We start from the raw sequence: 26620 nt of genomic DNA on the forward strand, positions 1-26620 counted from the left end.
CTTACTCATAGGTACCATTCCGATAATAGGTTGAGAGACGGGTACGCCTAGTACGCGTGGCCTAAGGAGGTTGAATCATGGGGCGCCATAGGCTTCGCGAACAACTCAAAAGCGAAACGGAGGCTTCTGACGAGGGATCCCTTGGCCCGACGGATCGAGCTGACCTCGTTGTAGATGTTTCAAGATTGCGGAAGTTAAACGTGAGGCCGTCGCTTCCCATCTATGTAAGCCAGTTATGGGCGCGACGCCACTTCACAATCGCAGATGCGAAACTCAGGGCTTTTCGTACTGCTAAGAGCTACAAACTGTGGAGATTTTGGCTGGTTGCGCAGCCGCTGATCGATGCAGCAATGTACGGCTTCATTTTTGGATTTCTTCTACGGACTTCTCGCGGAATCGAGAACTTTCTAGGATTTTTGATTCTCGGTGTGACGTTCTTCGGTCTTATGACGTCTTTGGTCAACGGGGGTATCTCGTTGCTCCAGACGTCAAAGAATTTGATGCAGACGTTTGCGTTTCCGCGAGCTTCGTTGGTTTTCTCTCAATCGCTGCGGTACATGATTGACAATCTGCCTGCTTTGATCATCGCAATTCTTTTTGCTATCGGTGCTCAGTGGGAGAAGGCTCTCTCTTGGACCATTATTCTCGTCGTGCCACTCACTTTGATGATGTGGACTTTCGGGACGGGCATGATGTTTTTCGTAGCTAGATTGACTGGCTTTGTCCCAGATATCCGTGTGTTCATCAACTTGGCCACCCGAGCTTGGTTCTTCGCCTCTGGGGTCTTTTTCTCACTCGACCGTTTTTCCCACACCCCTTTTCTCCACGAGATTTTCAAACTGAATCCTGGGTACGTATTTCTCACGGCCGTTAGAGATTGCGTCATCTACAGTACGGTTCCGTCAGTTGAAACGTGGCTGTATCTATTAGCTTGGTCCGTTGGTGCCCTGCTTTTGGGATTCTTGTTCTTCTGGCAAGCCGAGGATAGGTATGTAAATGTCCGACACTAGAAACTTCGGGTTAGCACAGGACCCTGTTATCGAAGATCCTGCGGTGGTCGCAATTAACGTGGGGAAGAAGTATCCGCTCAAGGACGCTTCTAAGCGTGGAAAGGGCCTCCGGGGTCGCTTTTCACAAAAATACGTCGATGCCCTAAGAGGGGTGTCATTTGTTGCGCGGCAGGGTGAGTCGATTGGCATTATTGGGCGCAACGGGTCTGGAAAGTCGACGCTGTTGCGGATTGTGGCTGGTGGTGAAGCGCCAACCTCTGGCTCAGTTTTGGTATCCCATCAGCCATCGTTGCTTGGGGTTTCGCCGGCCCTTCAGAGTTGGCTAACAGGCGAGCAAAACATCTACCTAGGATTGTTGGCACTCGGAATGCAGCCGGAAGAAGCCCGAGCATCTATCCCGGAAATAGTGGAATGGGCAGAATTGGGGGAAGCAGCAAATCGGCCGATGAGCACCTACTCCTCAGGTATGGGGGCGAAATTGAGCTTCGCTATTTCCACGGCGGTTAGGCCCGAGATACTTTTGGTTGATGAGACATTGTCAACCGGTGACGCAGCCTTCGGTTCGAAAGCAAAAGCCCGAATGGATGGGCTGCTCGAAAGCGCCGGGAACATATTCTTGGTGTCGCATTCCCTTCCCACGATCAAGGCGAATTGCACACGGGCAATTTGGATACATCAGGGCGACCAGATTCTCGACGGTCCTGTGGATGATGTCACAGCGGCTTACGCGGAGTTCTCGGAAATCTTGAAACGGGACGACTCGGTTGGCGCGGCGAAGTTCCTGGGCGAGTGCAGGCATCCGGCACCCTCGATGGACTTGCAACGCGGATAGTTTCTCATAGCGGAGGTTATTTTCTTGTTTTTTCTCGGTGTAACGCGCTTCTCGCTCTTTCAGCCAGGAGTGTCTGGCTGGAACTTGACCCGTGCCGGTCTATCTCACGACGAATACCGTGAAAAATTGTACGCTCCGGAGCGCCTTGACCCCCGTCTGAAGATCTTTTCCGAGCTATCCGTCCCGCAACTTGCTTATGCGTCCGCCGGTTACGATTACAAGCACGTTCTGCAGATTTCCAAAGAGCTACCGGATTACGCTAAACGAACCCTCGAGTCGCTCGCTGATGATTACGAGTTCTTGGAGATCGTCGAAGAAGACTCGCTGGGCGCACATGCTGCTCGCTTAGAGAAGTTCATACGCGAGTTTACGTGTGAAAACTCTGACGGCATTTTCGCCCAGTTCCGGCTCGACGATGATGATCTGCTGGGAGACAAGTACTTCGTGGAACTTTCACGCTACATGGCAGAACCCTACGTTGGATTCGCTGTCTCGTTTGGGCGCGGATATCAAGCAGTTATGGCGAATGAAGCCATTTTCAACTTCAGGTCTTTATATCAACCACGCAACTCAATGGGCCTTGCGCAGATCGGTCGAGTGCGACCTGGGGGGGCCATTGAAAAGGGATATTACTCGAACCATGCTCGGTGCGACGTAGAGGTTCCCACGATTGTGGATTCACGAGTGCCCATCGTTATGTCTATAAAACACGCAGGACAGGACTCATTCGCCGGCCGGGCTGATGGGGACGAAAAACAAAAACTGACAAGGTTGATGGAACTTGAACCGCCCGTGGATTTCGCTACTGTCGCCGAAGACTTTCACTGTCTGAGTTCTATTCACTCTGAAGACAAAGGAGCGATTTTCGTTGATGAACAGGTTAACTTCGTCCTGGGGACAGACCCACAGGCAGTACGCTTCAAATTAACTGGTCCACTTTTTCTGGAGATCGAGTTGCGTTACTCGAGCAACGAGGTAGGTGCTGATAAGCGCTTTTTCATGTCGGTTCCATTCCAAGAGCAAGTACAGTGGCCTTGGACTCCCTTTCAATCGACCGCGATGGTAGTTGGGGTTCCGTACAGCACTACGGGGGTGGAGAGAGTACCCCTCTACCTGCCTGAGGGAAAAACAATCGAATCGGCTAGCTTCTGGCAATCACGAGCATCGGGAGCTGGTAACAGGCTCAACAGCGTAAAGATTAGAAAGATTGTCTTGAATTTCACCCCTAAGAAGGACGGACACTAGGCGAAAGTCGGGTATTTCTAACCGCGCCTAGTTTGTGGACTCCTGGATCGCGGTTAGCTCTACTTCATTTTCTGTAAAGAACATCTGGTTTCACTTCATCGTGGGCATCTGATCGCAAAGGCCCATTAATCCAGAGATCCAATAGGTAATCTTTGTCGGCAGGTGCGGTATCCGGGCTGATCACAAAAAGCTCATCGGAAAGAGCTTCGCGCTGGTTAAGCTCACTCTTCGGATAGAGTTGGAAAAGGGAATGGGGAAGAGTCTGTGCGTCCCAGTTTGCTTTCGTATCATCGGTAAACACCGCAATTCGTTCCAAGGGCGGTAACTCTTCCACGTCATACTCAGTAATCCGAGTATCGAAGTTGTGTTCGTTTTCCTGAGTTTCGGAAAGTGAAAGTGCTCTTTCGAGCGTAACAGGGAAATAAGCGCTGCGTAGGGCCAGTGTGAGACGCTCTCGCAACGGAAGTTGTAAATCCCAAGGTGCGAGTGCCCTCACCGCGGAAGGATTCAATTCTAAGAACCGACGAAGGCTATCCGGATCTGTTGCTGCGATTGCATCAGCTTTACGTGCGGTGGCCCAAAGGTTCTTCGGGAGCGGCGCAGGAAGATCCCAGATGAAACAGGTGATGGCGCCTAACAGACGAGCGCGATCTAGCAGTTTTGCAGTAGGTGTTTGAGCGGAAATGCTCGCACTTGAGAGCTTATCTTTCCAACATGGCGTGCTATCGGCTGAACCATGGACCAAAACTATGTCCAGTTCAGCATCGATCTGAGACATGAAATCATCCTCGAGCAACTCCAAGGTATGGACGAAGTCGCTGATCGATGAGTTGAACTCCGAGTTAGCGATAGTTCCGATTCTCAAAGACGCCAAATCCTTTTGGATAACAGTGGGAGCATTGACATATTCAAGGGAAGAAGAAACACGGTTGTCTAAAAGACAATTCGGTTCCCATCGCGACAAGCTTTCCAACTCGTACGAGTCATCACACTCGAGAACAACACTATCCAGCAATTCTGTGGGGAAGCCATCGGGCAAACGAACGTTGGCGAGAACTGTACGAGCGGATGCACGTTTAAAACAGTTCAGGGCGATTTGCGCGGCAAAGTGAGTACCGAGATCACCTTGCCACGCTCGTCCAATCCATTGGAGAGTTTCCTCATCGTCGATGAACCAGGCGCACGGGATACCGGCTTGGTCCGCAGCCTGTAACGCAGGCAAAGCCACCCACCATGGGCCTTGTACGGCAAAAACAGCATGTCGTAGCGCCACAGGCATTAGGCGAACTTTGACGGATTCAAACCATCGATCCAACCGGTAGAAGCCATTGAGCGTGATCTCGTAGTTGTTCGGGGCAGGAAGCCGTACCCTCGAATACGAAAGTGGCTCGTAGCCCAAGCGGCTCACATATCGGGGCGGGGTGACGCCCACGAAAGTATCGATCACTGCGTTCGATTCTGCTCCATCGAAGCTCGCCCCGGTGGGACGAATCATCGCAGTAGACCCCTCAGCGGAGTTCTCTGTCTTCGAAAGAGGCAGGAATTGGGTGAATCTTTTCTCATCTGCAGAAGCAATGCCTCGGAAGAACATTTCCGCGTCTTTGAGTTCTCCTCGGTTGTCCCGGGTTAGGGGAATGTTCTCATCGAGAATGGCCACGGCCGTTTCTGGGTCCTCGCTAAGCCATGCTGCGTCTACGCGCTCAAGCACTGAAGTTTCTTCGCTGCAAGGGACAAAACTTGAATGGGCTTGATCGCTAAGTTTGAAAATCAAATCAAGCCAAAGCGCTCGGACATTCTCGGAACCGTAGCGCTGAGCATGCTGCCGAGCCTTAGCGGAAACTCGTTCGAAGTCGCCCAAAGTCAAGGCATGAGTTGAAATGAAATTCGCCGCTTCGTCCACTGAGTCTACGTTGAAGGCTTCGCCGATAATCTCTTCGGATCCCTCACGGCGCCAAGCGACTGGAACAGCACCACTTGCGGCCCCCTCGATTGCAGAGAGGTGAAATGTTTCTCTCGTTGATGGAGATAACAGCCACCCTATGTCCTGGAGCCAGTTCCCCATGTCAGGCCCGAACGATTCGAATGCAATGTGACGGTGAAGCTCGGGTCTTGCCCCGATTTCTGAATAGAATCGACGATATGCATCTTGGTGTGCTGACTTCTTCCATTCCCACGCGTAATTCCATGGTGCGTGACCTCGGATGTGAAGTACGAATCGCTCATCGATTCCTACTAGTCTTTCCAACAAATCGATCGCGCGGTCAGGTCGTTTGAGAATTGGAACGATTCCAACCAGCCCCAGATGAAACCTAGCGTCTTCGTGCTTAGGGCGAGATAGGTCCCCGAAGTTGACGCTATTTGGAATTACTATGATTTTTTCTGGAGGCCAACCCCTCATCTCGATAGCTTTGTCTCTGTAGAAATTGGAAGCTACCACAATAGCGTCGCAGTTCTCGACCCTCAGCTCGGTGATCCAGTCCTGCAACAGCTCATAACCGTGGAGATGCACGATCAGCCGCTGATTTGATCGCACATTCTGGGAGTACCAAATTGCGTTGCGGGATGCGAATTCAGCAATGATTACGTCTGCAGTGCGTAAGGCCGCATTGCTTTTGGCGGGTTGAGGCTTCGCATTCGCTTCAAATAGATCGACGCTAAAGCTCACATCGCTGCGTTGGATTAACGCGTCTACCAGTTCGCCTGCGAATTTAAAGTCTGCGCCAGCTAAGAGAACGCGAACCGGTGGGCCGTCTCGGTGCGGAGTCCTCGCGTAATCTGGCAAATCCTGCGAGAAGTCCACGAGAAAGTTCCGATTTGGTATCTCCGGATGGGACGCACCCACCGTCGATAGGTCCTCAAGTCGGATTGTGTAGTCACTAGCAGTCTTGACGAGGTCTCCAGGACGCAATGGAGCAAGAGCGTGCGCCAATGATTGTTCCGGAACTCCGAGAGGCACGAGGTAAAGTCTTGGCCGTTGTCCATTGATCGAGTCGAGGTCATTAGCGGAGCGGGCTCCGGGGTAGGAAGATAGAAGTTCGTTCCCATACCCGCTCGAATTTGAAGGATCCTCGATGATGGCCATTTCAGGCGGATTCTTCAAGCTGCGTGCTTCTTGGATCGCAGTTGTGAAATCGTGAAGTTCCCAATGAGGGCCAAAACTTTTGAAATCCAGAACCGGCAGCGGCTCTCCTTTCGTGATGCCGGGAAGAAGCTTCAAACGGGGCGATGTCAGAAGTCTCGTTTTGGCTGTCGCCGCAGGGTATCGAGACTCAATGAAAGAACGGGTGGTAGGAAAGTGGGTTAGCACCAGTTTGGCACTCTTCGCCACGATTTCGAGTTCTCGTTGGTCGAGTCCTCTTGGATCTGAAGTCTGAAGCGGGTTGTCGTCAAGAATTGCCCAATGAGCAGGTTGGAGTTTTTTGCTCCCAGCTACGTAACGGCTAAGGCTGAGACCTTGGGTGATCACTGCATCGTAGAGTATCTGTCGACCTTCAATCGCTTGGGCTATTACAGCTCGCGCATGGAAACGAGGCTCAGACAAGTGAGAGTCTTCGCTACCGTGCGATGCTATGCGAAGGATCAAATCGTCCGCCTGATCTTCCAAGTCCGCCGCAATCTCCGTGGCGCGATGATCGTTCAGAAGGACGGTAAGTTCGACTCCGGAATCGTTCAAATAACGTACGAAAGACAAAATCCAAGCTTTTTGTGCCGGTTCCTTCAGCAGAGTTAGGTCCGGGCAAAAAAGTAGTCGGAGACGATCATCAGTCATCGTGTATTCTCCCTCGTCCTATCTAAGAAACCAACCAAAAAACTCCAGAGACTGGATTGGGATGCACCTTCTTCAAGGTCTTCGGCTGGAATTTTTGCAAGATCGACTGTGGCGGTGGACTTAATGAAGGCTTCATCGATCCCGATAGGGCGTTTGAACGTTGGCAGATAGAACACCAGCGCTCCGCGAGCGCGAAGTAGGCGTCCCGCGTCGAAAATCTCTTGCGCGAGAGGTCTTTTTCCTCCCGAATCGGCGTTTAGCCATGGCCCTTCATCGAAGGCAGCGTTCTCAATAATCATCGTGTGGATAGTCCGCGGTTGCGCTTGAGTAACTGCAGCGCCTGGGACGGCCCAGACTACCGGGAACCCAGCTTGAATAAGTGCTGAGAAGAGTTGTTTGCTGCCAACGAAAAGGATCTTCGGTTCATCCCCGACAGCGCACTCTACGTTGAGAAGCTCTGCCAGTGTGATACCGCTCTTCGCAGCGGGCACCGGGGGAGTGGATGCTCTTCCCATTCGTTCCAACAATTCCGCCACATTTCCGGAAGGCACTCGCATGGAATCATACCTCCTTGGCCAGCTCGGGAAACTTGTCTAAAACCAAGTCCCAGAGGGTAGAACGAGCCTGATGCGCATCTCCAACAGGAGTCTTCACAGTTGCCGGCTTACTAGACAGAATGGAGCCTTGTTCCACGAACGCCCATGTGTGAGCGCGAGAACCGGCATAGTCACTCCATTTGGAAGGAAGGTACGGGTTGATGCTGTGGTGCTCACCGGACACAGCATCATTCACAATTAAGTAATCGAGGGTATCGGTTGTGGCAAGAAACTTGAGGTAAGGCAATGAAGCATTAAAAGTAACCCGATCTTCGATCCCTTGGGCACCTACCCCGTCATAGGCTCGTTTTACTAGTTCATCGTATTGTCTCTTTGAAAAGTTCCGAGGTCGACGATTCCCTTCGGATGTAGGGATATAGTTTGTGAATACGTGAAGATGAACCTTTTCGGAAAGTCGATCCGGAAGAGTACGGATTGCGGAAGTGACCTCTCGGATTGATCGAGACGAATAGAACTCTCCAAAGTACCCCAGATTTAGTTTTTGCGGGTCCGGGACGAAGTTAGGGTTCTCCATGCCGTAATAGCACCGGGGCAGAGTGGGATGGTTACTAACCTCTCCCACCCGTTCGACGCGCGCCCGGAGGCTTTCTGACTCAAGGTGGTTGAGCATGGTCAGCTTCTGATTCGAGTTTGTGAAGATGATTCGATCCGCGAAGGTGTAGGCAAGGTACTCAGCCAGCGAAAAAACAGTGAATTCTAGGTTATTGAGATCGGGATACGACCGCGTTACCGAATCAATCATCTGAGCACTTGTTGAGTCGGAAGGTACCACGGTGCCGCGCGGCAACCCTTCCACGTCGAGTGAAAGAGGATCTGAAAACTCTGCAACCCATTCGACCTCGGGGTGGGCCTGTTTAAACAAAAAACCTGCATAAATAGAGGGAGCCCACATCGCGCGGGAGTAAACCATTTTGTAATTAGACAAAGCATGCATTTCGCCGGCCACACGAGAGGCGCGTACAGCATACGCTTTGAAAGGTTCCCACGAGGCCCAAGACGCAGGAAGCGGAAGGAAATACTTGGACGAGACGTACGGCTCGGCAATACGCTCGATTGTTGAGTCCTGTTTTTTCTTGTGAAGGAAAGAGCAGGCTACAACATCAAATGTCATGTTGAAGTCCCGCAGGCGTTTCGAAGCAACGGTGGCACCCGTGTCTTGGAAAGGGGAGAAGTTGTAGAGGAGTGCGAGAGCTTGAGCGGGAGGTCGGGCTTCTTGCCAAGGGAATGAGCCAGCGCTTGCGCTCTGTATAAAATCAGAGAATGGAACACGGTCTCCGGGATGTTCCATGAAGTGTTGCGGAAGCCAAGCTGCTAGATCTCGCTGAATCTGATCTAACAGAGCTCTCTCGCCAGGTTCCTTAGTGCAGGTTTTAAGGGTTTGAGATAAATTGATTAGGTCACACGTCGTGCCTAACTCATTTGGCTCAGAACTGGTTCTGTCAAGTTGAATCTTTGGACCGACTTGTGAAAGGAGGTCCTGGAGAGACGCCGCGGACCTTCGCACCGATTCGTGTCGGGAAGTTACTGCCGCGGCCAAGGCTGGACCAGCATTGCTCAGGCTTAATAACGTGCTTGCCACTAGAGGGCTCCGTTGATTTTAGCTGCCGCAATGCGGGCCAAGCGCGACTCCCGTCGAATCTCACTTACCAATCCAACAAGATCGCTATTTCCAATCTCAGTTTCCTTCTTGGTGTTCAACTTTGAGATCTCGTCGATCATTTCAGAGGTGTTGAGTTCGATGGCTGTCAGCTTCTCCTGGAAATGGGGTGTTGGCTCGGAGGCGACTGAACGGGGCAGGCGACGTACCGCGGCCAATGCCTCGCGCATTCTGAGGTGCCCGAGAAACGGAAAGAACGCAATAGACACGGTCGCCACTGCGCCACCTGCCCTTAGGAACCCCAGCGCAAATAAAAGAGCGGCACTAAGTAAAGAGACCACGAGAAGGGCCAAAAGCGTCCGGTAAACGAGTTTGTTCTTATCCATGAAGAGCTCCTAAGCTAGCCGGCTTGCTTGCCTGTCCAGATCCCTTTCGAGTCGATCAAATGCTTCGACGTGACCTTTTCAGATGGAATTGCCTTGAACTCGGAATGGTCGACCAGTAGTGCGATTGTCTCGCATTCTTGAAGTACTTCATCAAGAGGTGTCAGCAAGACATTGTCAAAGTTAGCTAATTCTTGGGGTAGCTGCTCGATATTCGGTTCAACAATGAGTACTTGGTTGTTCGGGAAGCTCTCCACGATCTCGCGGGCGATCTTAAGGGAGGGTGATTCACGAAGATCATCAATGTCAGCTTTGAATGCGAGGCCCAAGACTCCGATCTTGGTGTCATTTAGGGTGACAGATTCTTTTACTTTTTTAAGAACCCACTCGGGCTTGCTGTCGTTTACTTCTCTGGCCGTACGAATGAGCGTGGAGTTCTCTCGATCAGCGGAAACGATGAACCAGGGGTCAACTGCGATGCAGTGACCGCCCACTCCGGGGCCGGGTTCCAGAATGTTCACGCGGGGATGGTGGTTTGCGAGGTTAATGAGCTCCCAAACATTAATCCCGAGTCCGTCACAGATGACAGATAGCTCATTAGCGAAAGCAATATTGACATCGCGGAAAGAGTTCTCCGTGAGCTTTGCCATTTCTGCAGTCACATCGTTGGTAGCAAGTAACTCTCCCTCGCAGAACGTCCTGTATACCTCAGTGGCAAGCGTAGTAGCTTGCTTGCTCATTCCTCCGATAATGCGGTCGTTTGTGCGGAGTTCTTCCAATGCATTGCCTGGGAGGATTCTTTCGGGGCAGTGCGCGAAATAGATTGTCTTAGTCGGATCGGAGGGGTCGGTGTCGTTGTCTACCTGCAGATCTGGTCGCAGCTTCATGACATGCTCAGCCATCTTGCGAGTTGTGCCGGGAGGAGAGGTGGATTCTAGAATCACTAGATTACCGGGCTGCAGTTTGGGGGCGATCGATTCTGCCGCCGAAAGGATGAACGACATGTCCACTTCGTGATTGCTTTGGAAAGGTGTGGGAACCGCTACCACGAATGCGTCTGCAGTGGGCGGCTCGGCAGTTGCCTCGAAAACGCCCTTAGATAGTACTTCCCTGAGTGCTTGTTCTAAGCCGTCTTCGACAATGGGGGACCGACCGTTATTGATCTGCTCGATTTTCTCGCGCGAGACATCTATGCCCACTACTTCGGAACCGCTTTGAGCCATCGCAACAGCAGTGGGGAGGCCAATGTAGCCAAGGCCGATAAAAGCAATGCGGTTCATTCTGTGATCCCTCCAGTATTTTATACAGCGACTTTCTAAGCTTAGCAGCTTGCGTATGGTTGTTCGTCCTGACCGAGACAACTTCACGCGATGGGGATCGCGAGGAGGAACGCGAAAACTTGGTGAAGGCCTACGTCGACGTCGCAGTGGAGGGCGGTTGCGGGCTAGGACACTGCCCGCAACCGCTGAGGTGTCACCAGAACTTTGGCCCTGAACGGGCTAACTGCCCCATGGTTGGTGGTGGAGACTTTGATCTGGTCTTCGGCGAAATGGGTAGGATGTTGTTGTGGCACGAGAGATTACATACATCTTCTATGGAGTCGAAGCTGGCAACACCTCTTCTGTTGCCGCAGATCACCGGTTTAATTCCCGTTACTTGGATGGGCTCTTCATTTCGGGAGAGCGTGCAATTGTTGCGGATGGGCGCGTGCGCAACGCCGAACCAGTCAGCCTGTTGGAGGCGAGGGACTCTTCCGGTGAATGGCTGGGGGTTTTTGCCGCGGGAGAGGAAAGCGATGATTATCGTGTCGCAAGTGACCCGTTCGGTTACCAACTGGTTTTTTACCGGCAGGTAATTTCGGGAGGAAGCCATGAACCAGCGCTTATCATTTCCAACTCGTTCCGAGCTCTATGTAATCAGGCAAAGAAAATGGGTGACGAGAACGAGCCAAACGCAGGGCAGGTGGCCGCAGTTCTAGGCACAGATCATGCGTGGGGAATCACAATGCAGTCTGACTCTACATTTGAGCAGGAAACGCGTGCGCTTTTGCCGGGCCAAGAGATCGTGATTTCGAATGGGAAATGGGAAATAGCTGACTTCGGAATGTTCGAGAGCAGGAGTTTGTCTTATGATGCTTTGCTAGAAAAAGGGATCAAAAAGGCAGTAGCTCAGTTGAGACGGGCAGTCGAAATGCCCGTTGACCAACGACGCATCAACCTCTCGGGTGGCCGAGATTCAAGAATGGCCATGGCGTTGATGGATGCCGCAGGCGTGACAGACTTCTTCTCGGTCACGACAGTTAATCCTGCTACCTGGACTCCGGCTGGCGCGCGGCCAGGACTCTACCGCGACCTCCACGTTTCGAATACCATTCGGGAGGCTTATGGGCTGAAGTGGTCGGATCCGATGGATTCAAACCGGATCTGGCTTGATTTCGAGCACTCATTGGAGTTTTGGCAATCGTATCGATCACATAAAAATTTCCGGTTTCGGGCTTCGAAGTTTATTGACGGTCAGATCGGCACTAACATTGAGGTGAGAGGGGCAGCGGGCGAAACATTTCGCGGTTTTCAGGCTGTTCGCTCTTTGCGGTCCTATCCCGGTTTCGAAGACACGTCTTCCAGTTTCGAAAATGATGTCGACCTCTTATGTCAAGAGCTATACGATGACAGGCCACTATCTACGTTTTACTCGGACGCGGCTAAAGCGGAGGTCCGAGGGCTTCTTGGGCGGCTTGGCGGTGAAACCATTACCGAAGCTCTGCACCGTCGCTACTCGATCTTTAGAAACAGGAGCCACTTCGGTCATGTGAGAGCTTCGATGGCGCTCGGGCAGATTCCCGTATTTCCGCTTAGTCAACCCGAGTTTGTACAGGCAGCATCTTTGTTGTGCGAAAGCGAGCGGTACGACAACACAGTCGCTTTCGATCTGATTGAGCGTACCTCCCCTGATTTGACAACCCTTGAATTTGATTCTGGAGCTTGGCCAACTACGCCACGCTTTATTCCGACTTCAAAACGTACATGGTCCGTCAAGGACAGTGGGGTTGGTCTGGACGAGTTTTTCGAAGTTCAGAGCGAGTTTCAGGCTAAGCTCAAAGCACGTTCTGGACAACCCGGTGCTAGCGTTTTCGACGCGCGGTTCAAGTCGTTGAACCTGATCAAGGAGATCCTGGTGAAATTGCAGGATAGCCACTCCCTGTTTCCCTATAATAGTCAGGTAAAGCTGCTTCAGGAGATCGAAGGAAAGAGATTAAATCCTTTCACGATCTTGGGAAAACTACGTTCTATCGAAGAAAGCTTGGGTGAGTTCGGTGGACACGACGCTGTCGTGGTTGAGCCTCCAAAATCGATGCGGGAAAGTTTAGAGCTAGCACTACCCAATTTCGCACAAGTCGCCGTTGGAGAATCCCAGCCGACATTCCGAGTGAATCTATCCACTGGGCCAGGCAGCGTAGATGTCTTTGTATCTGCGTATGGAAACGTTAGAGGGCCTTTAAGTTACGAGTTCCTGCTCTTGCGTGATGGAAAGATCCTTGACAAAGTTGCATCCGGCCGTTCTGGGGAAGCTCGCTTTGAAGGACTAGAAGCGGGGCGCGAGCACCGTATTCAGGTTTTGGCTTATTACCGTCGAATGCAGATGGTGCCCTTCAAGTTCTATAGCCGGTACTTCAAACTGGCTAAGCTTGAACAGTAGGGGGTTAGGCTAAAGGTTGGTTTTCCAATTGGCCAAACATGGGAAGCTTTCGGGCGTGCGCGTTCCGTAGGATCAAGCTGTAGGAGAGGGCAGGCGATTGTCACGGCGGCCCGGACCTTTTGTGGCGCAACTTTTTGAACTCATTTTGGATTGTTCGAGCTCGGCAATCATAGTTGAGCGAGAAGTGCCCCGCGGTAGGGGAGTTTGGGAAGCGGGTCCGGCGTGGAGTGTGACTCGTTGTAGATGTTGTCTGCCCTTGCAACGATTTACTCGGAGGCGTTAGGGATATCGGAATGTCGTGGTCGTGGCGAGAGGTCGGCGTCCTGTAACAGCTAGCACCCGTTTGGAAGCCAGGGGGCCACGAAGTTTGCGGTATCTCGCTTCTTGATACTAGACCTTCGGCTACCCTTGATAAGGATCTAAGGTGCCTTCAGGGTCTCTAGTTGTTAATTTTAACTGTAGAAACAGGAAATGGACAGTATGGAAAGCTCGAGTTTCGACTATTTAAACTCGGTTAAACAGGCGGTAGTAGAGCTCGATCTGGATATTCGAAGAATCAATCGCCTTGACTCGGTGGAGGATCCAGCAAGGAGACTTACGAGAGGGTTTCGTAAAGCAGGATGGGCTGTTGAGAAAACGCCCGGTACTCCACCTTTGAGGCTTGTATCACCCGACGGTACAACGGAGCTGAAGCGGCAACAAGGGAAAGTTTGGCGTCACCCTGCCTCCACCGAGATGATCTGTAAGGAAAAGGACCTCACCCGCCGGCTTTTAGAGCTAAAGGGTGTTCCGGTTCCTAGAGGAATGTCTTTCGATGAAGACGCTCTAGAGTTGGCCGATGCGATTCGTCCGGCCTTAGGTTCGAGCGTGGTCGTTAAACCTTCTAATGCTGGAGGGTCGGCAGGCGTAACTGTTGGAGTCACCGATGGCGTCACATTCCGGGAAGCTTGGAATCGCGCCAAATCGATACGTAAACCTGGTCGCAAAATTGTTGTGGAAGAACAGGTTCCTGGTATTGAGGTTCGTTGTTACGTAGTAGGGCAAGAGGTGGTAAGCGCAATCTTAAGGGTGCAGCCGTTTGTAGTTGGTGATGGAACTACAGAGATTGCACAACTGATCGAGGGCGTTGCCAATCACAGGTCAGCTAATGCTTGGTATGACCGAGCGCGCCCCATTCCGGATGAAGAATTTCTGGCTCATTACGGGTTAAATTTGACTAGTACGCCCAAAGACGGGGAAGTGGTAATCCTCAACCCGTTTCACCTATTCAAGCTTGGAAGCGTGACGGTCGAGGTGCTTGATCGACTCAATCCCACAATCTTAAAAAACGCGGTGCGCGCAGTGCGTGCGGTACCGGGGTTGGAAGTGGCTGCTGTAGATTTTCTGACCGAGGACTTCACAGCGGCAGGCGGAAAAGTGATTGAGATGAACACCGCGCCCGCTCTCAGTCAGCATTTATTTCCAGCGTTCGGGGATCCGAGGCCTGTGGTTCAGCAAATCGTCAAATATTATTCGGAATCAATCGGAGGGTAGGCAACGTTAGTGGCAGGCTGTTTCGTGGGTAGGTATAAGCATGACTAGTGGCATTGGATATCGCCCAAGTTGGGTGTTCTCAATGGCTGTTGGTGCAGCTATTGGGTGGGGAGCTTTTGTCTTACCGTTTGACTGGCTGCAATCGGGTGGGTTGCTTGGATCGCTTCTGGGGTTCGCGCTGGGCGCTACGATGGTGACACTAGTAGGACTCAGCTACGGTGCCGCAATTAACCGTTTCCCTGTCGCAGGAGGGGCGGTAGCGTACGCACTTGCCGCATTTGGGCGGAAACATGCTGTAGTAGCGGGCTGGTCGTTGGCTCTCGGATACACGTCAATTGTTGCGCTCAATGCATCGGCCGTTACCTTGATGTTTCGCAACGTGGCACCGGACTTTTCCATGCGAGGACGACTTTATTCGGTAGCTGGTTGGGACATTTACCTTTCTGAAGTTTTAATAGCCTCTTTTTTCCTTGTTGGTTTTGCGTTTCTCTCGGGAAGTCGCAAGCAGTGGTCGGGTCGTTTTCAACTCGTAACTGTAATCGTAATGTTCTTTGCGGTCGCTTTTCTAACGCTTGGGGCAATTTGCGTTGTTGGCGGTGGGAAGTATTCCGATCTCCAGCTGTTGCCAACAGGAACGGGGCCACTTGTAGCTATGGCTTCTATAGTTGCCATCGTTCCTTGGGCTTATGTGGGTTTCGATACAATTCCGCAGCTCGCAGGTGAGTTTTCCTTCTCACCTAGGAAGGCAACTGGGTTGCTTCTGTGGGGAGTATGTGGCGCTACACTCATTTATGTTCTGATGGTGCTTGCGACCGCGTTGCTGGTCGGCTCTGATTTGCAGGCTTTTTCCCAATCATCGTGGGCAATTGCAGACATTGTGTCGTTGAGGCTTGGCTCCCTTGGTACGTTAGCAATGCTGCTTGCCGTGTTTGCGGGCGTTGTAACCGGTCTAAATGGTTTCTATACCGCCGCGAGTCGAGTGCTCCTGACTATGGGAAAGCTAGGCGCTTTGCCTACCCGGCTGACTGAGCTTGAAGTTAAGACGGGCGTACCGCGGAAGGCGGTCTTCGCCGTGATGTCTGTATGTCTCATCACCCCGTGGTTTGGCAGGGCAGCACTTTCGTGGGTGGTTGATATGGCGAGCGTAGGAATCACGATTTCGTATTTATATACGTGCGCCTCAGTGGTCAAAATTGGTAGAGGTTCGCCTGTTTTGGGGCAGAGTACGTCTACCCCGAGGCGACCTCGTCTAGTGCTAGTTGGTGTAAGCGGTGTTGTAATCGGGTTGATTTTTCTGGCATTGATCTTTGTACCAGGCTCACCTGGCAACTTAGACCGTCCTGCGCTTTACGCGCTGATAGTTTGGTTCGCAGTTGCTGCGGTTTTATCGTGGATCCGGCGTAATGAGTTGGAGCGAAAGTCGGATGCATATTTGGTGCGGCAGATCCTTGAACCGTGAGTCCAGCACGCGACCAGGTTGCTCGCACGAGTGAGAGTGTGAAGGCGCCATGCAATATCTTCGGAGTATGCAACTCAAAGCATCCTAAAGGGTTTTTATCTGATTCCGATCAGGACTGTGTCTTTGGCGATAAGGTGCTTCCGGAGAGATTGCCCCCGCTTCGTTGTGCTTTCTATTTGGGCATCGGGTCGGCCAACTTATCTGAGTTGCGCAAGGGAGTAACTCTGCGGGTCAAGTCGACATGATTTTCGATTCAATTGTCTGTGGGGACCTTCGTTCATGTGGTCGGTGTGAATGACTTCGGCCAGCAAGGATGCTGCAACGGCACCAAGCTGCTGCAGCAAACGGCATTAAATCGGTGATCAATGTAGTCGATCTAAGGGGCTTTTTAGGTGATGAGAACCCAGGCTCCTATTGGCGCACGCGTCCCATAATGGGCGGTGTACGGGTTCAGCCCTGAGAAGACAGCGCCGGCAGCACGTTGCGCAGCTCCGGCAGGCCGGCCTGGGAGGAGAGCTGCGAGGCGATCTCGACGGCCTGGTTTTGCGGGGTGGCGGGGTCGGCTTTGACGACGCCGCAGGCAAGGGCGCGGTCGCCGACTGCGTTGATGGTGGGGGCGGCGATGAGCGTGAGGGAGGCATCGGCGCCGAACTGCTTGTTCAGCTTGGAGGTGAGCTGGGAGCGGGTGGTGGTGTCGTCGACAAGCTTGGCGCCGCGGAGCAAGGTGCCCACGGAGTTGCAGTCCATGGTGGCGATGCCGCCGTTGAGCGCGCGGACGAGTTCGAGGGTGTTGTTCTGGGCGTCGGCCTGGTTGCCGTTGATGACGCCGGTGGTGGCAACGGCAGCGACGGTTGCGGCGATGGCGGCGGTGCGGAAACGCATGGTGGGGAAGTCCTTTCGGGAAAGTGAGGCTGGTGGTTGTGTATCTGTTTTTCCAGACGAACGTTGATACTACAGTGACTGAAGTGAAAATTGTGACTTGAATGGAAAAAGTCGGCCGACTAACTGGGGGCGAAGGCGAGCGCGGTAGAGTGAGCGACCGTGACTACGTCTCGTAAAACCTCCGGACGCCCGCGCGATGGCGCGGGCTGCGGTTGCGGGGCGATGCTGGCCGTAGTAATGGCAATCGTGCTGATCATCTCGCTGCTGATGTGGCTTTTCAGCGTTCTCGACACGCCTCTGAGTACGAAAAAGCGCGTGCCGGTTCCCGCAGATGTTCCGCCGGCTGCCGCGGTGAGTCCGCCGGACATTGATGTGCACGGGCCGGGCCGGACGTCTGACTTGCTTGAGGAGTGGGCAGCGCCGATCGCGGAGGGAATCGAAATTGCCCCGCAGGCGGTGCGTGCCTACGGCAATGCAGAACTGATCGCGCGCGAGGCGTGGCCGGATTGCAACCTGCACTGGAACACGCTTGCCGGCGTGGGCTGGGTGGAAACGCGCCATGGAACGTACAGCGGCAAAATCGCTGCAGGTGCGCGGCTGGATGAGAACGGCCGTGCCTTTCCGCCGATCATCGGGCCGGCGTTGAACGGCGATGGCTTCGCGCATGTGCCCGACACGGACGGTGGAGAATTCGATGATGATGCGGAATTCGACCGTGCTGTGGGACCGATGCAGTTCATTCCCGAATCTTGGTCGCGGTACGGGCGCGACGCCAACGGCGACGGGTACGCCGACCCGCAGCAGATCGACGATGCGGCGCTCGGTGCGGCGAACCTGTTGTGCGCTGGCGGGCGGGATCTATCGGAACCGGAAGACTGGCAGGACGCGATCCTCGGGTACAACCAGTCGAATGACTATGTGATTCGGGTCCGTGACGCGGCCGCGAATTATGCCGTCGGGCAGCCGGCGCACCGGTAGGGGGCGCTGAGGGCAGTAATCTCGAAGCTAGGTCGCGTTAAGGATAAAACGAGGGCGAGAGATGGCTACGGCGATTATTGAGAAGCAGTACGTGCGGGCAGGGGAGACCGAGGAGTCTTTGGAAGGCGTGCTCGATTCCATCCTCGATTCGTTTATTGAAGACGGCGTCGAGGTGGACTACCTTGCTGATCTGCACGAGCAAATTGTTGCCTGGTCGTTCAGTTTTCCGGGTCTTTCGGGTGATAAATCGCTTGATAGGGCGCGGAGACTTCTGGAGTCGAAGCATGAGAATGCTCTTCCGGGCGCGTCTGGCGGGGTGACCCGTCATTGCGTGAGCGACGTGAGGGCCGTTGTCGGAGATTGGCCGGAAGAAGCTTAAGCGTCTTCGGGTGCAGATACTGACCCTGAGCGGGCATGGAAAAGCTCCCCGCCATTCGTAACCATTTTTGGTTCGACCGGTGGGGAGCGAATTCGGTATTCGAGCTTTTTGGCTGGGCCTAGATGCTCGAGCCGGCCGGCAGAGCAGCGTTGACCTGCGCGCGGTAGGCGTTGATCTGGTTCATGATCTGCGCCTGGGCGTCGGAGGACATCTGGGCCGGGTTGCCGATGGCCTGGTTCACCTGCTGGACGATCTGGTCGACCGGGTTAGCCGGGCGTGCCGGTGCGGGGGCCGGTGCCGGAGCTGCCGGGCGTGCCGGTGCGGGCTTGCGGTTGTCCGGGGCGGGTGCCGGGGCAGGGGCGCGGTTGCCGCCGCTGTTGTGGGTCTTGACCAGGCCGCAGGCGACGGCGCGGTCGGCGACCTTGTTGATGGTGCCGCCGGCAGCGGCGCGCAGTGCCGGCTTGGAGGCGAGTTCGGCGTTAGCCATGTTCACCAGGTCGGCGCGAGTGGTGTTGGCGTTGACGCGGCCGGTCTTGTCCAGCTGCTTCTTCAGGTCGGGGCAGGAAATGGAGTCGGCCTGGGCGGCGACCTTCATCAGGGTCTCCATGTTCGCGGTCTGGGACTGGGCCGGCGCGGCGGTAAGCAGGCCAGCGGACACAGTCACGGCAGCGGCGGCTGCGGCGATCTTGGCGGGGGTAAAGCGCATGGTGGATCCTTTCATGGCGGGGATGGGGCTGGACGGTTGAACGGCCAAAAGCATAGCAGAGTGTTACGCATGGGGAAGGTGGTGCGCATGGTGCTTAGGGTCATGGTTGGCGAAGCGGGCCGTGGAACCCCTGACCGGCAGGGAGGTTTTCTGGAACAATTGGAGGAGGAAAAGCCAACTTCGATGCAAGGAGAATGTCAGTGGCTGACATCATGTTGACGTACGCCCGTGAAATCCTGGATTCCCGCGGTAACCCGACCGTCGAGGTCGAGGTCTTCCTCGACGACGGCTCCCACGGCCTGGCCGCCGTTCCGTCCGGTGCGTCCACCGGCGAGCACGAGGCGCACGAGCTGCGCGACGGCGATGATCGCTACCAAGGCAAAGGCGTGCGCAACGCCGTACGCAACGTCAACGAGACCATCGCCGACGCGATCGCCGGCATCGAGGCTGACGATCAGCGCGTGCTGGACGCCACCATGATCGAGGTCGACGGCTCCGACAATAAGAAGAACCTCGGCGCCAACGCCATCCTCGGCGTGTCCATGGCTGCCGCGAAGGCTGCCGCTGATTCCGCTGGTCTGCCGCTCTACCGCTACATCGGCGGCCCGAACGCTCATGTTCTGCCGGTGCCGATGATGAACATCCTCAACGGCGGCGCGCACGCTGACTCCGGTGTGGATGTCCAGGAGTTCATGATCGCTCCGATTGGCGCAGAGACCTTTACCGAGGCACTGCGCCAGGGCACGGAGGTCTACCACGCGCTCAAGTCCGTCATCAAGGACAAGGGACTGTCCACGGGTCTTGGCGACGAGGGCGGCTTCGCCCCGTCCGTCGACTCCACGAAGGCAGCGCTCGACCTGATCGTCGAGGCGATCGAGAAGGCTGGCTACAAGCCGGGCACCGACATTGCTCTGGCGCTGGACGTCGCATCCTCCGAGTTCTTCGAGAACGGCTCCTACAACTTCGAGGGCGGCCAGCACTCCGCCGAGGACATGGCAAAGGTCTACGCCGACCTCGTCGAGAACTACCCGATCGTGTCCATCGAGGACCCGCTGGACGAGAACGACTGGGAAGGCTACACCAAGCTCACCGCCGAGATCGGCGACAAGGTGCAGATCGTCGGCGACGACTTCTTCGTCACCAACCCGGAGCGCCTCGCCCGCGGCATCGAGGAGAAGGCAGCGAATGCCCTGCTGGTCAAGGTCAACCAGATCGGCACCCTGACCGAGACCTTCGATGCTGTCGAGCTCGCGCACCGCAATGGCTACCGCACCATGATGTCCCACCGCTCCGGCGAGACCGAGGACACCACCATCGCGGACCTGGCAGTGGCTCTGTCCTGCGGCCAGATCAAGACGGGCGCGCCGGCACGCTCCGAGCGCGTAGCCAAGTACAACCGTCTCATCCGCATCGAGGAGGAACTCGGCCCGGCAGCGGTCTACGCCGGCCGCGATGCCTTCCCGCGCTTCGACAAGTAGCGCGCCTTCCGCACGCGGGTAGCGGGGCCACGTAGACTACACAGTCACTATGGCCACATCATCCGCACGCGGCGCGCGTCGCAGCGACTCCAACCCCCAGCGCACCGGCATGTCCGGAGGTGCTGGGGGTTCACGTCGTCGACCGACGACGGTGCCTGTGGCTAGCCGCGACGCCGAGCGCGCCGCGAAGAAGCGGAAGCGCCCGCGCACGGACGTGCTCAAAGGCGACATCGTGGGCGTCGCGGTGCTCATCACCGTCGTCCTCGTCGTTCTCATCGCCATTGCGGTTCCGTTGCGCAATTACTACGCAGGCAGAGCTGAAATCGCCCGCCTCAACGAGTCCATCTCCGCAAAAGAGGACGAGAAGGCGCAGCTCGAGGAGGACTTGGAGCGCTACAGCGACGAGGACTACGCCAAGCAGGAAGCGCGCCGCCGCCTCGGCATGACCGAGCCCGGTGAGACCGCCTGGCGCATCATCGATCCCCGCATGGAAGGCACCACGATCACCAGCGAGCACGCCGAGGACCCAGACGCGGACGCGCCGTGGAACGAGGTCCTCTGGAACTCCCTGCGGGAGGTGCCCAATGAGGACGAGAAGGACGAGGCCAAGCCGGCGGAGCCTGCCGATCAGCCTGCACTAGCACCGGGCGATCAGCCTGCGCCAGAGTCGGCTGGGCAGCCTGTTGATCCTCCTGCGGAGGCACCTGAGCAGCCGTAAGTACAGTGTGCTCGCGGATAGGGCAGCGAGGTGAAAGCGCTTTGCACTACCCCTATGGGTTACCAGGGCTGTTAGTCTTTCTATTTAAAGGTATTCAACCATTAGAAAGCACGCCAAGGGAGGGACAATGCCTTCGGTACTCGACGTCGCACAAGCCGTATATGACGAACTCGGCTGGGTCGACTCCTGGCGGCTGCAAAAACTTACCTATTACGCGGAGGCATGGCACCTCGCTTGGTTCGGCAAGCGCTTAGTAGATGAAGATTTTCAGGCGTGGGTTGATGGGCCGGTTTCTCCTGATCTCTATCGGGAAAATAAGCACCGGGAAGCACGTACCTCGACTGAGCTGGCTAAGGCTAATGCGTCTGTCTTAACAACGGAGCAGTGGGGCACCGTGAGATCGGTGATCGAGTTCTACGGTAAATGGACTAAGCAAGACTTGATCGATAAGACTCATGGCGAGCTGCCTTGGTTAGAAGCTCGCGGTGAGCTCGATGTGCACGAGTACTCTAGCCAAACGATCTCTCAAGAAACGATGATGCGCTTTTATAGGCAGCAAGAAGCTTCTGGTTCTCCCGTGCCGGTTCGACCTGTAGAGGCCGTTAATACCTGGGCAGGAGCAGATCTGCAGTCCGGTTTCGCCCACAATATCCAACGTTGGGCTGAAGCTATAGAGCTATTAGCTGACCGTTGATGAACCATTTTTGTCTCGATCCGGACGGAGTGGTGGCCCTTAATGCGCGTCTCATTGAAGATGATTTCAATGTTTTAGACCGCGGGAAGTTAGAGGCTGCTCTTGCAGCTCCGCTGCACACTTTCGGAGGGCGCCTCTTGAATCCGTCTACGGTTGAGCAGGCAGCAGTACTTCTTACAGGGCTGGTGAAGGCCCACGCATTTTCTGACGGCAACAAGCGTACTGCATGGGTATGTACCGCGACCTATGTATCTCTAGAAGGACTGCACTTGAAAGACATCCCGGGTTCTGAGGTGGCGGATTTTGTCGAGGCAGTTGCTATCGACAGGTTTGACACCGATCAGGTTCGGACCTGGCTATACGAGCACATCTGTTGGTGAAAGTCAGCCACCGGGCGCATGTGCGACAATGAGCGCCATGGAAACACCAACTGAGGAACAGCTCGCGGTCGTCGAAAAGCAACTCGGCCGCACCCCGCGCGGCGTGCTCGAGATCGCGTACACGACGCCAGACGCGCAACCCGCGGTCGTCACAACAACGCCCAAGCTTGACGAAGGCACTCCGTTCCCCACCCTCTATTACCTCACCGATCCTCGCCTCACCGCGGAAGCGTCCCGCCTCGAGGTCGCGCAGGTGATGAAGTGGATGGAAGCTCGGCTGGGCACTGATCCTGAGCTGAAGGCCGATTATGAGGCCGCGCACCGCTACTATCTGGACAAGCGCAATTCCATCGAGGATTTGGGCACTGATTTCTCTGGTGGGGGCATGCCCGACCGTGTGAAGTGCCTTCACGTCCTGATCGCGTACGCGCTCGCTGAAGGCCCGGGGCGTGTGCGCCTCGGCACCGAAGCTGTCGCGCTGGCCGCTGAGCACGGCGACCTGCGCGGCACCGCGATTCCCGCCGACTGGCCGACGCTTTCCGATCTCGGCATCACCCTCGATCAAGCAGGGGAGGGGCTGGCATGACCCGCGTCGCTGCCGTCGACTGCGGCACGAACTCCATTCGCCTGCTCATCCACGATTCTTCCGCCGGCGAGATCTGCCGTGAGATGACCATCGTGCGTCTCGGCGAAGGCGTCGACGCTACCGGGCGTTTCAACCCGGACGCGATCGCCCGCACCCGCGACGCGCTGGAAACTTATGTCGAGCGGATGTCGGACGAGGGGGTCGAGGCCGTCCGCATGGTCGCGACTTCTGCTACCCGCGACGCTGAGAACCGCGATGAGTTCTTCGACATGACCCGCGAGCTCCTCGGCCGCATCCAGCCCGGCGCCGTCGCCGAGGTCATCTCAGGCGAGGAGGAAGCCGCGCTGTCTTTCCGCGGCGCCACCACCGACCTCGACGATGCGCGCGCCCCCTTCTGCGTCATCGACCTAGGCGGCGGTTCCACCGAGTTCATCGTCGGCACCGGCGGTTCCGAGATCCTCGGCGCCCATTCCACTCAGATGGGCTGCGTCCGCGTCACCGAGCGCTTCATGCGCACCGATCCGCCCACCGAGCACGAGACAGCGGCCGCGCGTGAGTACATCGATTCGCTTATCGACGACGCCCGCACCTCCGTCCCCCTCAACCGTGCCGCGACCTTCGTCGGCTGCGCTGGCACCTTCACGACGCTGAGCGCCCTCGCCCAGGGACTCGATGCGTATGACCCCGAAGCCATCCACTGCTCGGAGATCACCTTCGACGAGATGCGCGAAGTCACTGCGAAGCTGCGCGCTCAAACCGCCGCGCAGCGCCTCGAGGACCCCGTCATGCACGCCGGGCGTGCCGATGTCATCGGCTCCGGCGCCACCGTCGTCGAGCAACTGATGATTGCCATCGAGAAAGAGACCGGCGGTGCCGTGACATCCTTCGTGATCAGTGAGAAGGATATCCTCGACGGCATCGTCGCCGGTCTGCTTTAGCCTGCGTCTTTAATCCTCGTCGGGCTCGTAGATCGTGTCGATCTCGCCGCCCTTTTTACCGCGGCCCCGGCGCAGGTCCTTGACCTCGCGCATACGCGGGTCCGGGTCGAGCTGGTTCGCGACCGTCTTGCGTGCCGAGCGCACTATCTGCCGCGTCAGCGGCGAATTGACCACCTTCTGCGTGGTGTCCACGATCTGGTGGTAGCGCTTGCGCCCAGCCTTCGAGCCCATGACATATCCGGCAGCGGCTCCAATCGCCAGCTGGGTCAAACGTCCCATGGTGTTTAAGCCTCCTTGTCGAGCTCCGTGCCAGTACCTTTTCACTGTAGCGAACCCGCCTCGCCGAGGTGACGTAGGGAGATTGTTAGCCGCCCGCGCCCTGAAGTTATACTTTGACGACGCGCCTGAACCACCGTGCCCACGACATTCGTGTGCACTGTAGTTCAGGCGCAGCGAGGGGCTATAGCTCAGTCGGTTAGAGCCGCGGACTCATAATCCGTTGGTCGCGGGTTCGAGCCCCGCTGGCCCCACACACAACTACCTCGTTAGAGTTTGATGATCATCTTGCCGGTATTGCCGCCCTCGAAAAGCTCGAGGAACGCATCCGGCATCTTCTCGATGCTCTCGCGCACCGTCGTTTCATAGCTGATGGAGCCATCGACGACGAGCGGCGCGATCTTCTCCTGAAATTCTTTGGCCAGGTGAGAATACTGGCCCACCACGAAGCCGCGCAGCGTGAGGCATTTGCCGATGGATAGTCCCAGATTGCGCGGCCCCGGCGCCGGCTCGGTGTCGTTGTACTGCGCGATCGCCCCGCACATTGCGATCCGGCCGAATGTATTGGCGTTGGCGATTGCCGCTTCGAGGTGGTCCCCACCGACGTTGTCGAAATAGACGTCGATGCCTTCCGGTGCAGCCTTGGCGAGCTGGCCGGTGACGTCGCCGTCCTTGTAGTTGAACGCCTCGTCGAAACCGAGACTCGTGATGTAATCGATCTTCTCTGCGGAACCCGCAGACCCGATCACTTTCGCCGCGTCGAGGTGCTTAGCGATCTGCCCAGCCGCTGAGCCCACAGCACCCGCCGCACCCGAGATGAACACGACGTCGCCCTCCTTCATCTCGCCGACGGCGGTCAACCCGACATAAGCGGTCAGGCCCGTCAATCCGAGGATGCCCAAATAAGCCTCAGCGGGAGCGATGCTCGTGTCGATCCGTTCCGCTTCGCCCTCGTCGACAACTGCGTGCGTGCGCCACCCCGCGAAATGACGAACCGTGTCGCCCACCTTGAACGCGTCAGAGCGGGATTCCGTGACAGTCCCGACCGCGGTGCCTGTCAGCGGTTCGTCGATCTGGAACGGCGGGATATAAGACTTCACGTCGTTCATTCGACCGCGCATATAGGGGTCGACGCTGGCGTGGGTGTTCTCGACGAGGATCTGGCCGTCGCTAAGCTCTGGCAGCTCTATTGTCTCGAGCCGGAAGTTCTCGCTGGTCGGTGTGCCTTCCGGGCGGGATGCGAGGACCCATTGCTTCGTCGTGGCCATGGTGTACTCCTTCATTGTGGATATTCCTTGCCATGGCGACTCTAGGTCCGATCAATGCTGTGGGGCCACCTTCCCGCGCAACCACGACTGTTTGGTGCCGACGGCAAACACCCCGCTCCAGAGTCGTCCTGGAAGCGGGGTGTTCGCGATTTGCTCCTCCAACTGGGCTCGAACCAGTGACCCTTCGATTAACAGTCGAATGCTCTGCCAACTGAGCTATGGAGGAATATCGTTGCGTTGCTTGCGCTGTGCAACGAGATGTAAATATAGCGCGGGTTGTTCGCAATGCCCAAATCGCCAGGTTGATGGTGGTATTAGGGTAGCCGAGCGGACATGTTGATTCCGGTTGATGGACTGACGGGCGCTGACGTTTTTGGGGTTGGCGCAGCAGTCGCGCTTGGGGCGCGGGGAGTCGCGCTATTTGCCCCGAAATGACCGGGGTTACTGGGATAGGGTGGTGGCTATGAAGAAACCGTTGCTTGCTCTCAGTGTCGCCGCCGCCGTCACCACGTCCGCTGTTGTTGCCCCTACCACCTCTGCTGAGGAGGCCGAGCAGACTACTGAAACTGGCTCTTCGTCGAATTCGGTGGAAGCCGAAGGGTCGTCGCTAAGCACGGGCGCGATTGTGGGCATCACTCTCGGCGTGCTGGCCGCTGTTGGCGCCGGCGGCTACTTCGCGTTGCAGCAAGGTTGGCTGAAGCTGCCGGAAGGGATTGACCCGGCCAAGGGGCTGGGCGACCTGCTTCCGGGGCTGGCGAAAAAGCCTGAGGCGAAGGGCTCGTGCGCGCCACAGGCATTCGACGCAGTGGTGCCGGAATGGCCGCACTTCACGGGAACAACGGTGAGGTTCTGTGACGGCAAGTGGGCCATCGCGGGCGCGAACCAGACGGACTGGATCCTTTACTTCAAAAACTCCAACGGCAAGTGGGCCGTGCTCCCCACCGCGGGGACTAAGCAGGGAGGCATGCAGCGCGGGTGCTACAACGGCATCACCTTGCGCGAGCAAGGGGCACCCGAAGAGTTCATCCGTCAGGCACCGATCTGCACGCCGGCGGAGATTGGGAAGTAGGGGGGGCTTTCCCAGCAGGTGGGCAGCTCCTCCACCTCGGTACTTCCAGGGAAAATGCGGGACGAAGTCACCTTGCTTAGAGTATCTTGTAAATGGCCGTAGATGTCTCTGTGCAAGGACCGCTTCG

24 protein-coding genes and 2 tRNA genes are annotated in these 26620 nt (G+C 55.9%); 16 read left to right on the plus strand and 10 right to left on the minus strand.

Translation table 11 applies throughout. The features are described from left to right. Positions 1-77 precede the first annotated feature (77 nt). From ACUY2Y_RS02370 to ACUY2Y_RS02380, 3 genes are read left to right on the plus strand one after another with little or no spacing between them, the layout of a single operon-like run. Complete coding sequence (locus tag ACUY2Y_RS02370; protein WP_448324648.1) at positions 78-1010, plus strand: ABC transporter permease; 933 nt, start codon at positions 78-80, stop codon at positions 1008-1010. Then, complete coding sequence (locus ACUY2Y_RS02375; RefSeq protein WP_448324649.1) at positions 997-1842, plus strand: ABC transporter ATP-binding protein; 846 nt, start codon at positions 997-999, stop codon at positions 1840-1842. The genes ACUY2Y_RS02370 and ACUY2Y_RS02375 overlap by 14 nt, the downstream gene beginning before the upstream one ends. Before the next feature lie 24 nt (positions 1843-1866). Beyond that, entirely contained in the window at positions 1867-3087 is a 1221-nt protein-coding gene (locus ACUY2Y_RS02380) for a glycosyltransferase (protein WP_448324650.1), read from the plus strand. Positions 3088-3151: 64 nt separating this feature from the next. Here the strand turns inward: ACUY2Y_RS02380 and ACUY2Y_RS02385 are convergent, their stop codons facing one another. The 5 genes from ACUY2Y_RS02385 to wecC form a co-directional block, all read right to left on the minus strand. Then, positions 3152-6856: a glycosyltransferase family 4 protein gene (locus ACUY2Y_RS02385; RefSeq protein WP_448324651.1), complete on the minus strand. Its 3705-nt coding sequence runs from the start codon at positions 6854-6856 to the stop codon at positions 3152-3154. After that, entirely contained in the window at positions 6853-7155 is a 303-nt protein-coding gene (locus ACUY2Y_RS02390) for a hypothetical protein (protein WP_448324652.1), read from the minus strand. The genes ACUY2Y_RS02385 and ACUY2Y_RS02390 overlap by 4 nt, the downstream gene beginning before the upstream one ends. A 262-nt stretch (positions 7156-7417) precedes the next feature. Continuing rightward, positions 7418-8761, minus strand: a complete 1344-nt coding sequence (locus ACUY2Y_RS02395; protein WP_448324653.1) for a hypothetical protein — start codon at positions 8759-8761, stop codon at positions 7418-7420. Between the two features lie 290 nt (positions 8762-9051). Beyond that, positions 9052-9456: a hypothetical protein gene (locus ACUY2Y_RS02400; protein ID WP_448324654.1), complete on the minus strand. Its 405-nt coding sequence runs from the start codon at positions 9454-9456 to the stop codon at positions 9052-9054. 14 nt (positions 9457-9470) lie between these two features. Next, positions 9471-10733, minus strand: a complete 1263-nt coding sequence (gene wecC / locus ACUY2Y_RS02405; RefSeq protein ID WP_448324655.1) for a UDP-N-acetyl-D-mannosamine dehydrogenase — start codon at positions 10731-10733, stop codon at positions 9471-9473. 286 nt (positions 10734-11019) lie between these two features. On the opposite strand from wecC, the gene ACUY2Y_RS02410 reads away from it, so the two are divergent. From ACUY2Y_RS02410 to ACUY2Y_RS02420, 3 genes are all read left to right on the plus strand, one after another. Continuing rightward, positions 11020-13149, plus strand: coding sequence for a hypothetical protein (locus ACUY2Y_RS02410; RefSeq protein ID WP_448324656.1), 2130 nt, complete (start codon positions 11020-11022; stop codon positions 13147-13149). 471 nt (positions 13150-13620) lie between these two features. Then, the gene (locus ACUY2Y_RS02415) at positions 13621-14682 is read left to right on the plus strand and encodes a hypothetical protein (RefSeq protein WP_448324657.1); all 1062 of its coding nucleotides are present in this window, start codon (positions 13621-13623) and stop codon (positions 14680-14682) included. 40 nt (positions 14683-14722) lie between these two features. Continuing rightward, positions 14723-16141 (plus strand): APC family permease, encoded by a 1419-nt coding sequence (locus tag ACUY2Y_RS02420; RefSeq protein ID WP_448324658.1) that lies wholly within the window; start codon positions 14723-14725, stop codon positions 16139-16141. Positions 16142-16591: 450 nt separating this feature from the next. On the opposite strand, the gene ACUY2Y_RS02425 is transcribed toward ACUY2Y_RS02420, so the two are convergent. Next, a complete protein-coding gene (locus ACUY2Y_RS02425) occupies positions 16592-17023 on the minus strand; it encodes a hypothetical protein (protein ID WP_448324659.1) in 432 nt (143 codons plus the stop codon). Positions 17024-17260: 237 nt separating this feature from the next. On the opposite strand from ACUY2Y_RS02425, the gene ACUY2Y_RS02430 reads away from it, so the two are divergent. After that, positions 17261-18001: a lytic transglycosylase domain-containing protein gene (locus tag ACUY2Y_RS02430; protein WP_448324709.1), complete on the plus strand. Its 741-nt coding sequence runs from the start codon at positions 17261-17263 to the stop codon at positions 17999-18001. Positions 18002-18062: 61 nt separating this feature from the next. Next, on the plus strand, positions 18063-18380 hold the full coding sequence (locus ACUY2Y_RS02435; protein ID WP_448324660.1) for a hypothetical protein: 318 nt from the start codon (positions 18063-18065) through the stop codon (positions 18378-18380). 118 nt (positions 18381-18498) lie between these two features. On the opposite strand, the gene ACUY2Y_RS02440 is transcribed toward ACUY2Y_RS02435, so the two are convergent. After that, positions 18499-19086, minus strand: a complete 588-nt coding sequence (locus ACUY2Y_RS02440) for a hypothetical protein (protein WP_448324661.1) — start codon at positions 19084-19086, stop codon at positions 18499-18501. Positions 19087-19286: 200 nt separating this feature from the next. Here ACUY2Y_RS02440 and eno point away from each other — a divergent pair, with 200 nt between their 5' ends. From eno to ACUY2Y_RS02470, 6 genes are all read left to right on the plus strand, one after another. After that, a complete protein-coding gene (gene eno, locus ACUY2Y_RS02445) occupies positions 19287-20564 on the plus strand; it encodes a phosphopyruvate hydratase (protein ID WP_448324662.1) in 1278 nt (425 codons plus the stop codon). Between the two features lie 49 nt (positions 20565-20613). Then, positions 20614-21282, plus strand: coding sequence for a septum formation initiator family protein (locus tag ACUY2Y_RS02450; RefSeq protein WP_448324663.1), 669 nt, complete (start codon positions 20614-20616; stop codon positions 21280-21282). Positions 21283-21409: 127 nt separating this feature from the next. Then, entirely contained in the window at positions 21410-21976 is a 567-nt protein-coding gene (locus ACUY2Y_RS02455; RefSeq protein WP_448324664.1) for a Panacea domain-containing protein, read from the plus strand. Next, complete coding sequence (locus ACUY2Y_RS02460; RefSeq protein ID WP_448324665.1) at positions 21976-22356, plus strand: type II toxin-antitoxin system death-on-curing family toxin; 381 nt, start codon at positions 21976-21978, stop codon at positions 22354-22356. Before ACUY2Y_RS02455 ends, ACUY2Y_RS02460 begins: the two co-directional genes overlap by 1 nt. 37 nt (positions 22357-22393) lie before the next feature. Continuing rightward, complete coding sequence (locus ACUY2Y_RS02465) at positions 22394-22942, plus strand: DUF501 domain-containing protein (RefSeq protein WP_448324666.1); 549 nt, start codon at positions 22394-22396, stop codon at positions 22940-22942. Further along, entirely contained in the window at positions 22939-23880 is a 942-nt protein-coding gene (locus ACUY2Y_RS02470) for a Ppx/GppA phosphatase family protein (RefSeq protein ID WP_448324667.1), read from the plus strand. The genes ACUY2Y_RS02465 and ACUY2Y_RS02470 overlap by 4 nt, the downstream gene beginning before the upstream one ends. A gap of 9 nt (positions 23881-23889) precedes the next feature. Here the strand turns inward: ACUY2Y_RS02470 and ACUY2Y_RS02475 are convergent, their stop codons facing one another. Further along, positions 23890-24150 carry a hypothetical protein gene (locus tag ACUY2Y_RS02475; protein ID WP_210572769.1) on the minus strand — a complete coding sequence of 87 codons (261 nt, stop codon included), beginning with the start codon at positions 24148-24150 and terminating at the stop codon, positions 23890-23892. A gap of 186 nt (positions 24151-24336) precedes the next feature. Between ACUY2Y_RS02475 and ACUY2Y_RS02480 the strand changes: the two genes are divergently transcribed. After that, a tRNA-Ile gene (locus ACUY2Y_RS02480) sits at positions 24337-24410 on the plus strand. A gap of 15 nt (positions 24411-24425) precedes the next feature. Here ACUY2Y_RS02480 and ACUY2Y_RS02485 read toward each other — a convergent pair. Then, positions 24426-25424: an NADP-dependent oxidoreductase gene (locus tag ACUY2Y_RS02485; RefSeq protein WP_448324710.1), complete on the minus strand. Its 999-nt coding sequence runs from the start codon at positions 25422-25424 to the stop codon at positions 24426-24428. 153 nt (positions 25425-25577) lie between these two features. After that, positions 25578-25650 (minus strand) — tRNA-Asn (locus ACUY2Y_RS02490). Between the two features lie 237 nt (positions 25651-25887). Between ACUY2Y_RS02490 and ACUY2Y_RS02495 the strand changes: the two genes are divergently transcribed. After that, a complete protein-coding gene (locus ACUY2Y_RS02495; RefSeq protein WP_448324668.1) occupies positions 25888-26493 on the plus strand; it encodes a hypothetical protein in 606 nt (201 codons plus the stop codon). Positions 26494-26620: the final 127 nt, after the last annotated feature.

Source organism: Corynebacterium sp. 20-84 (assembly GCF_053479455.1).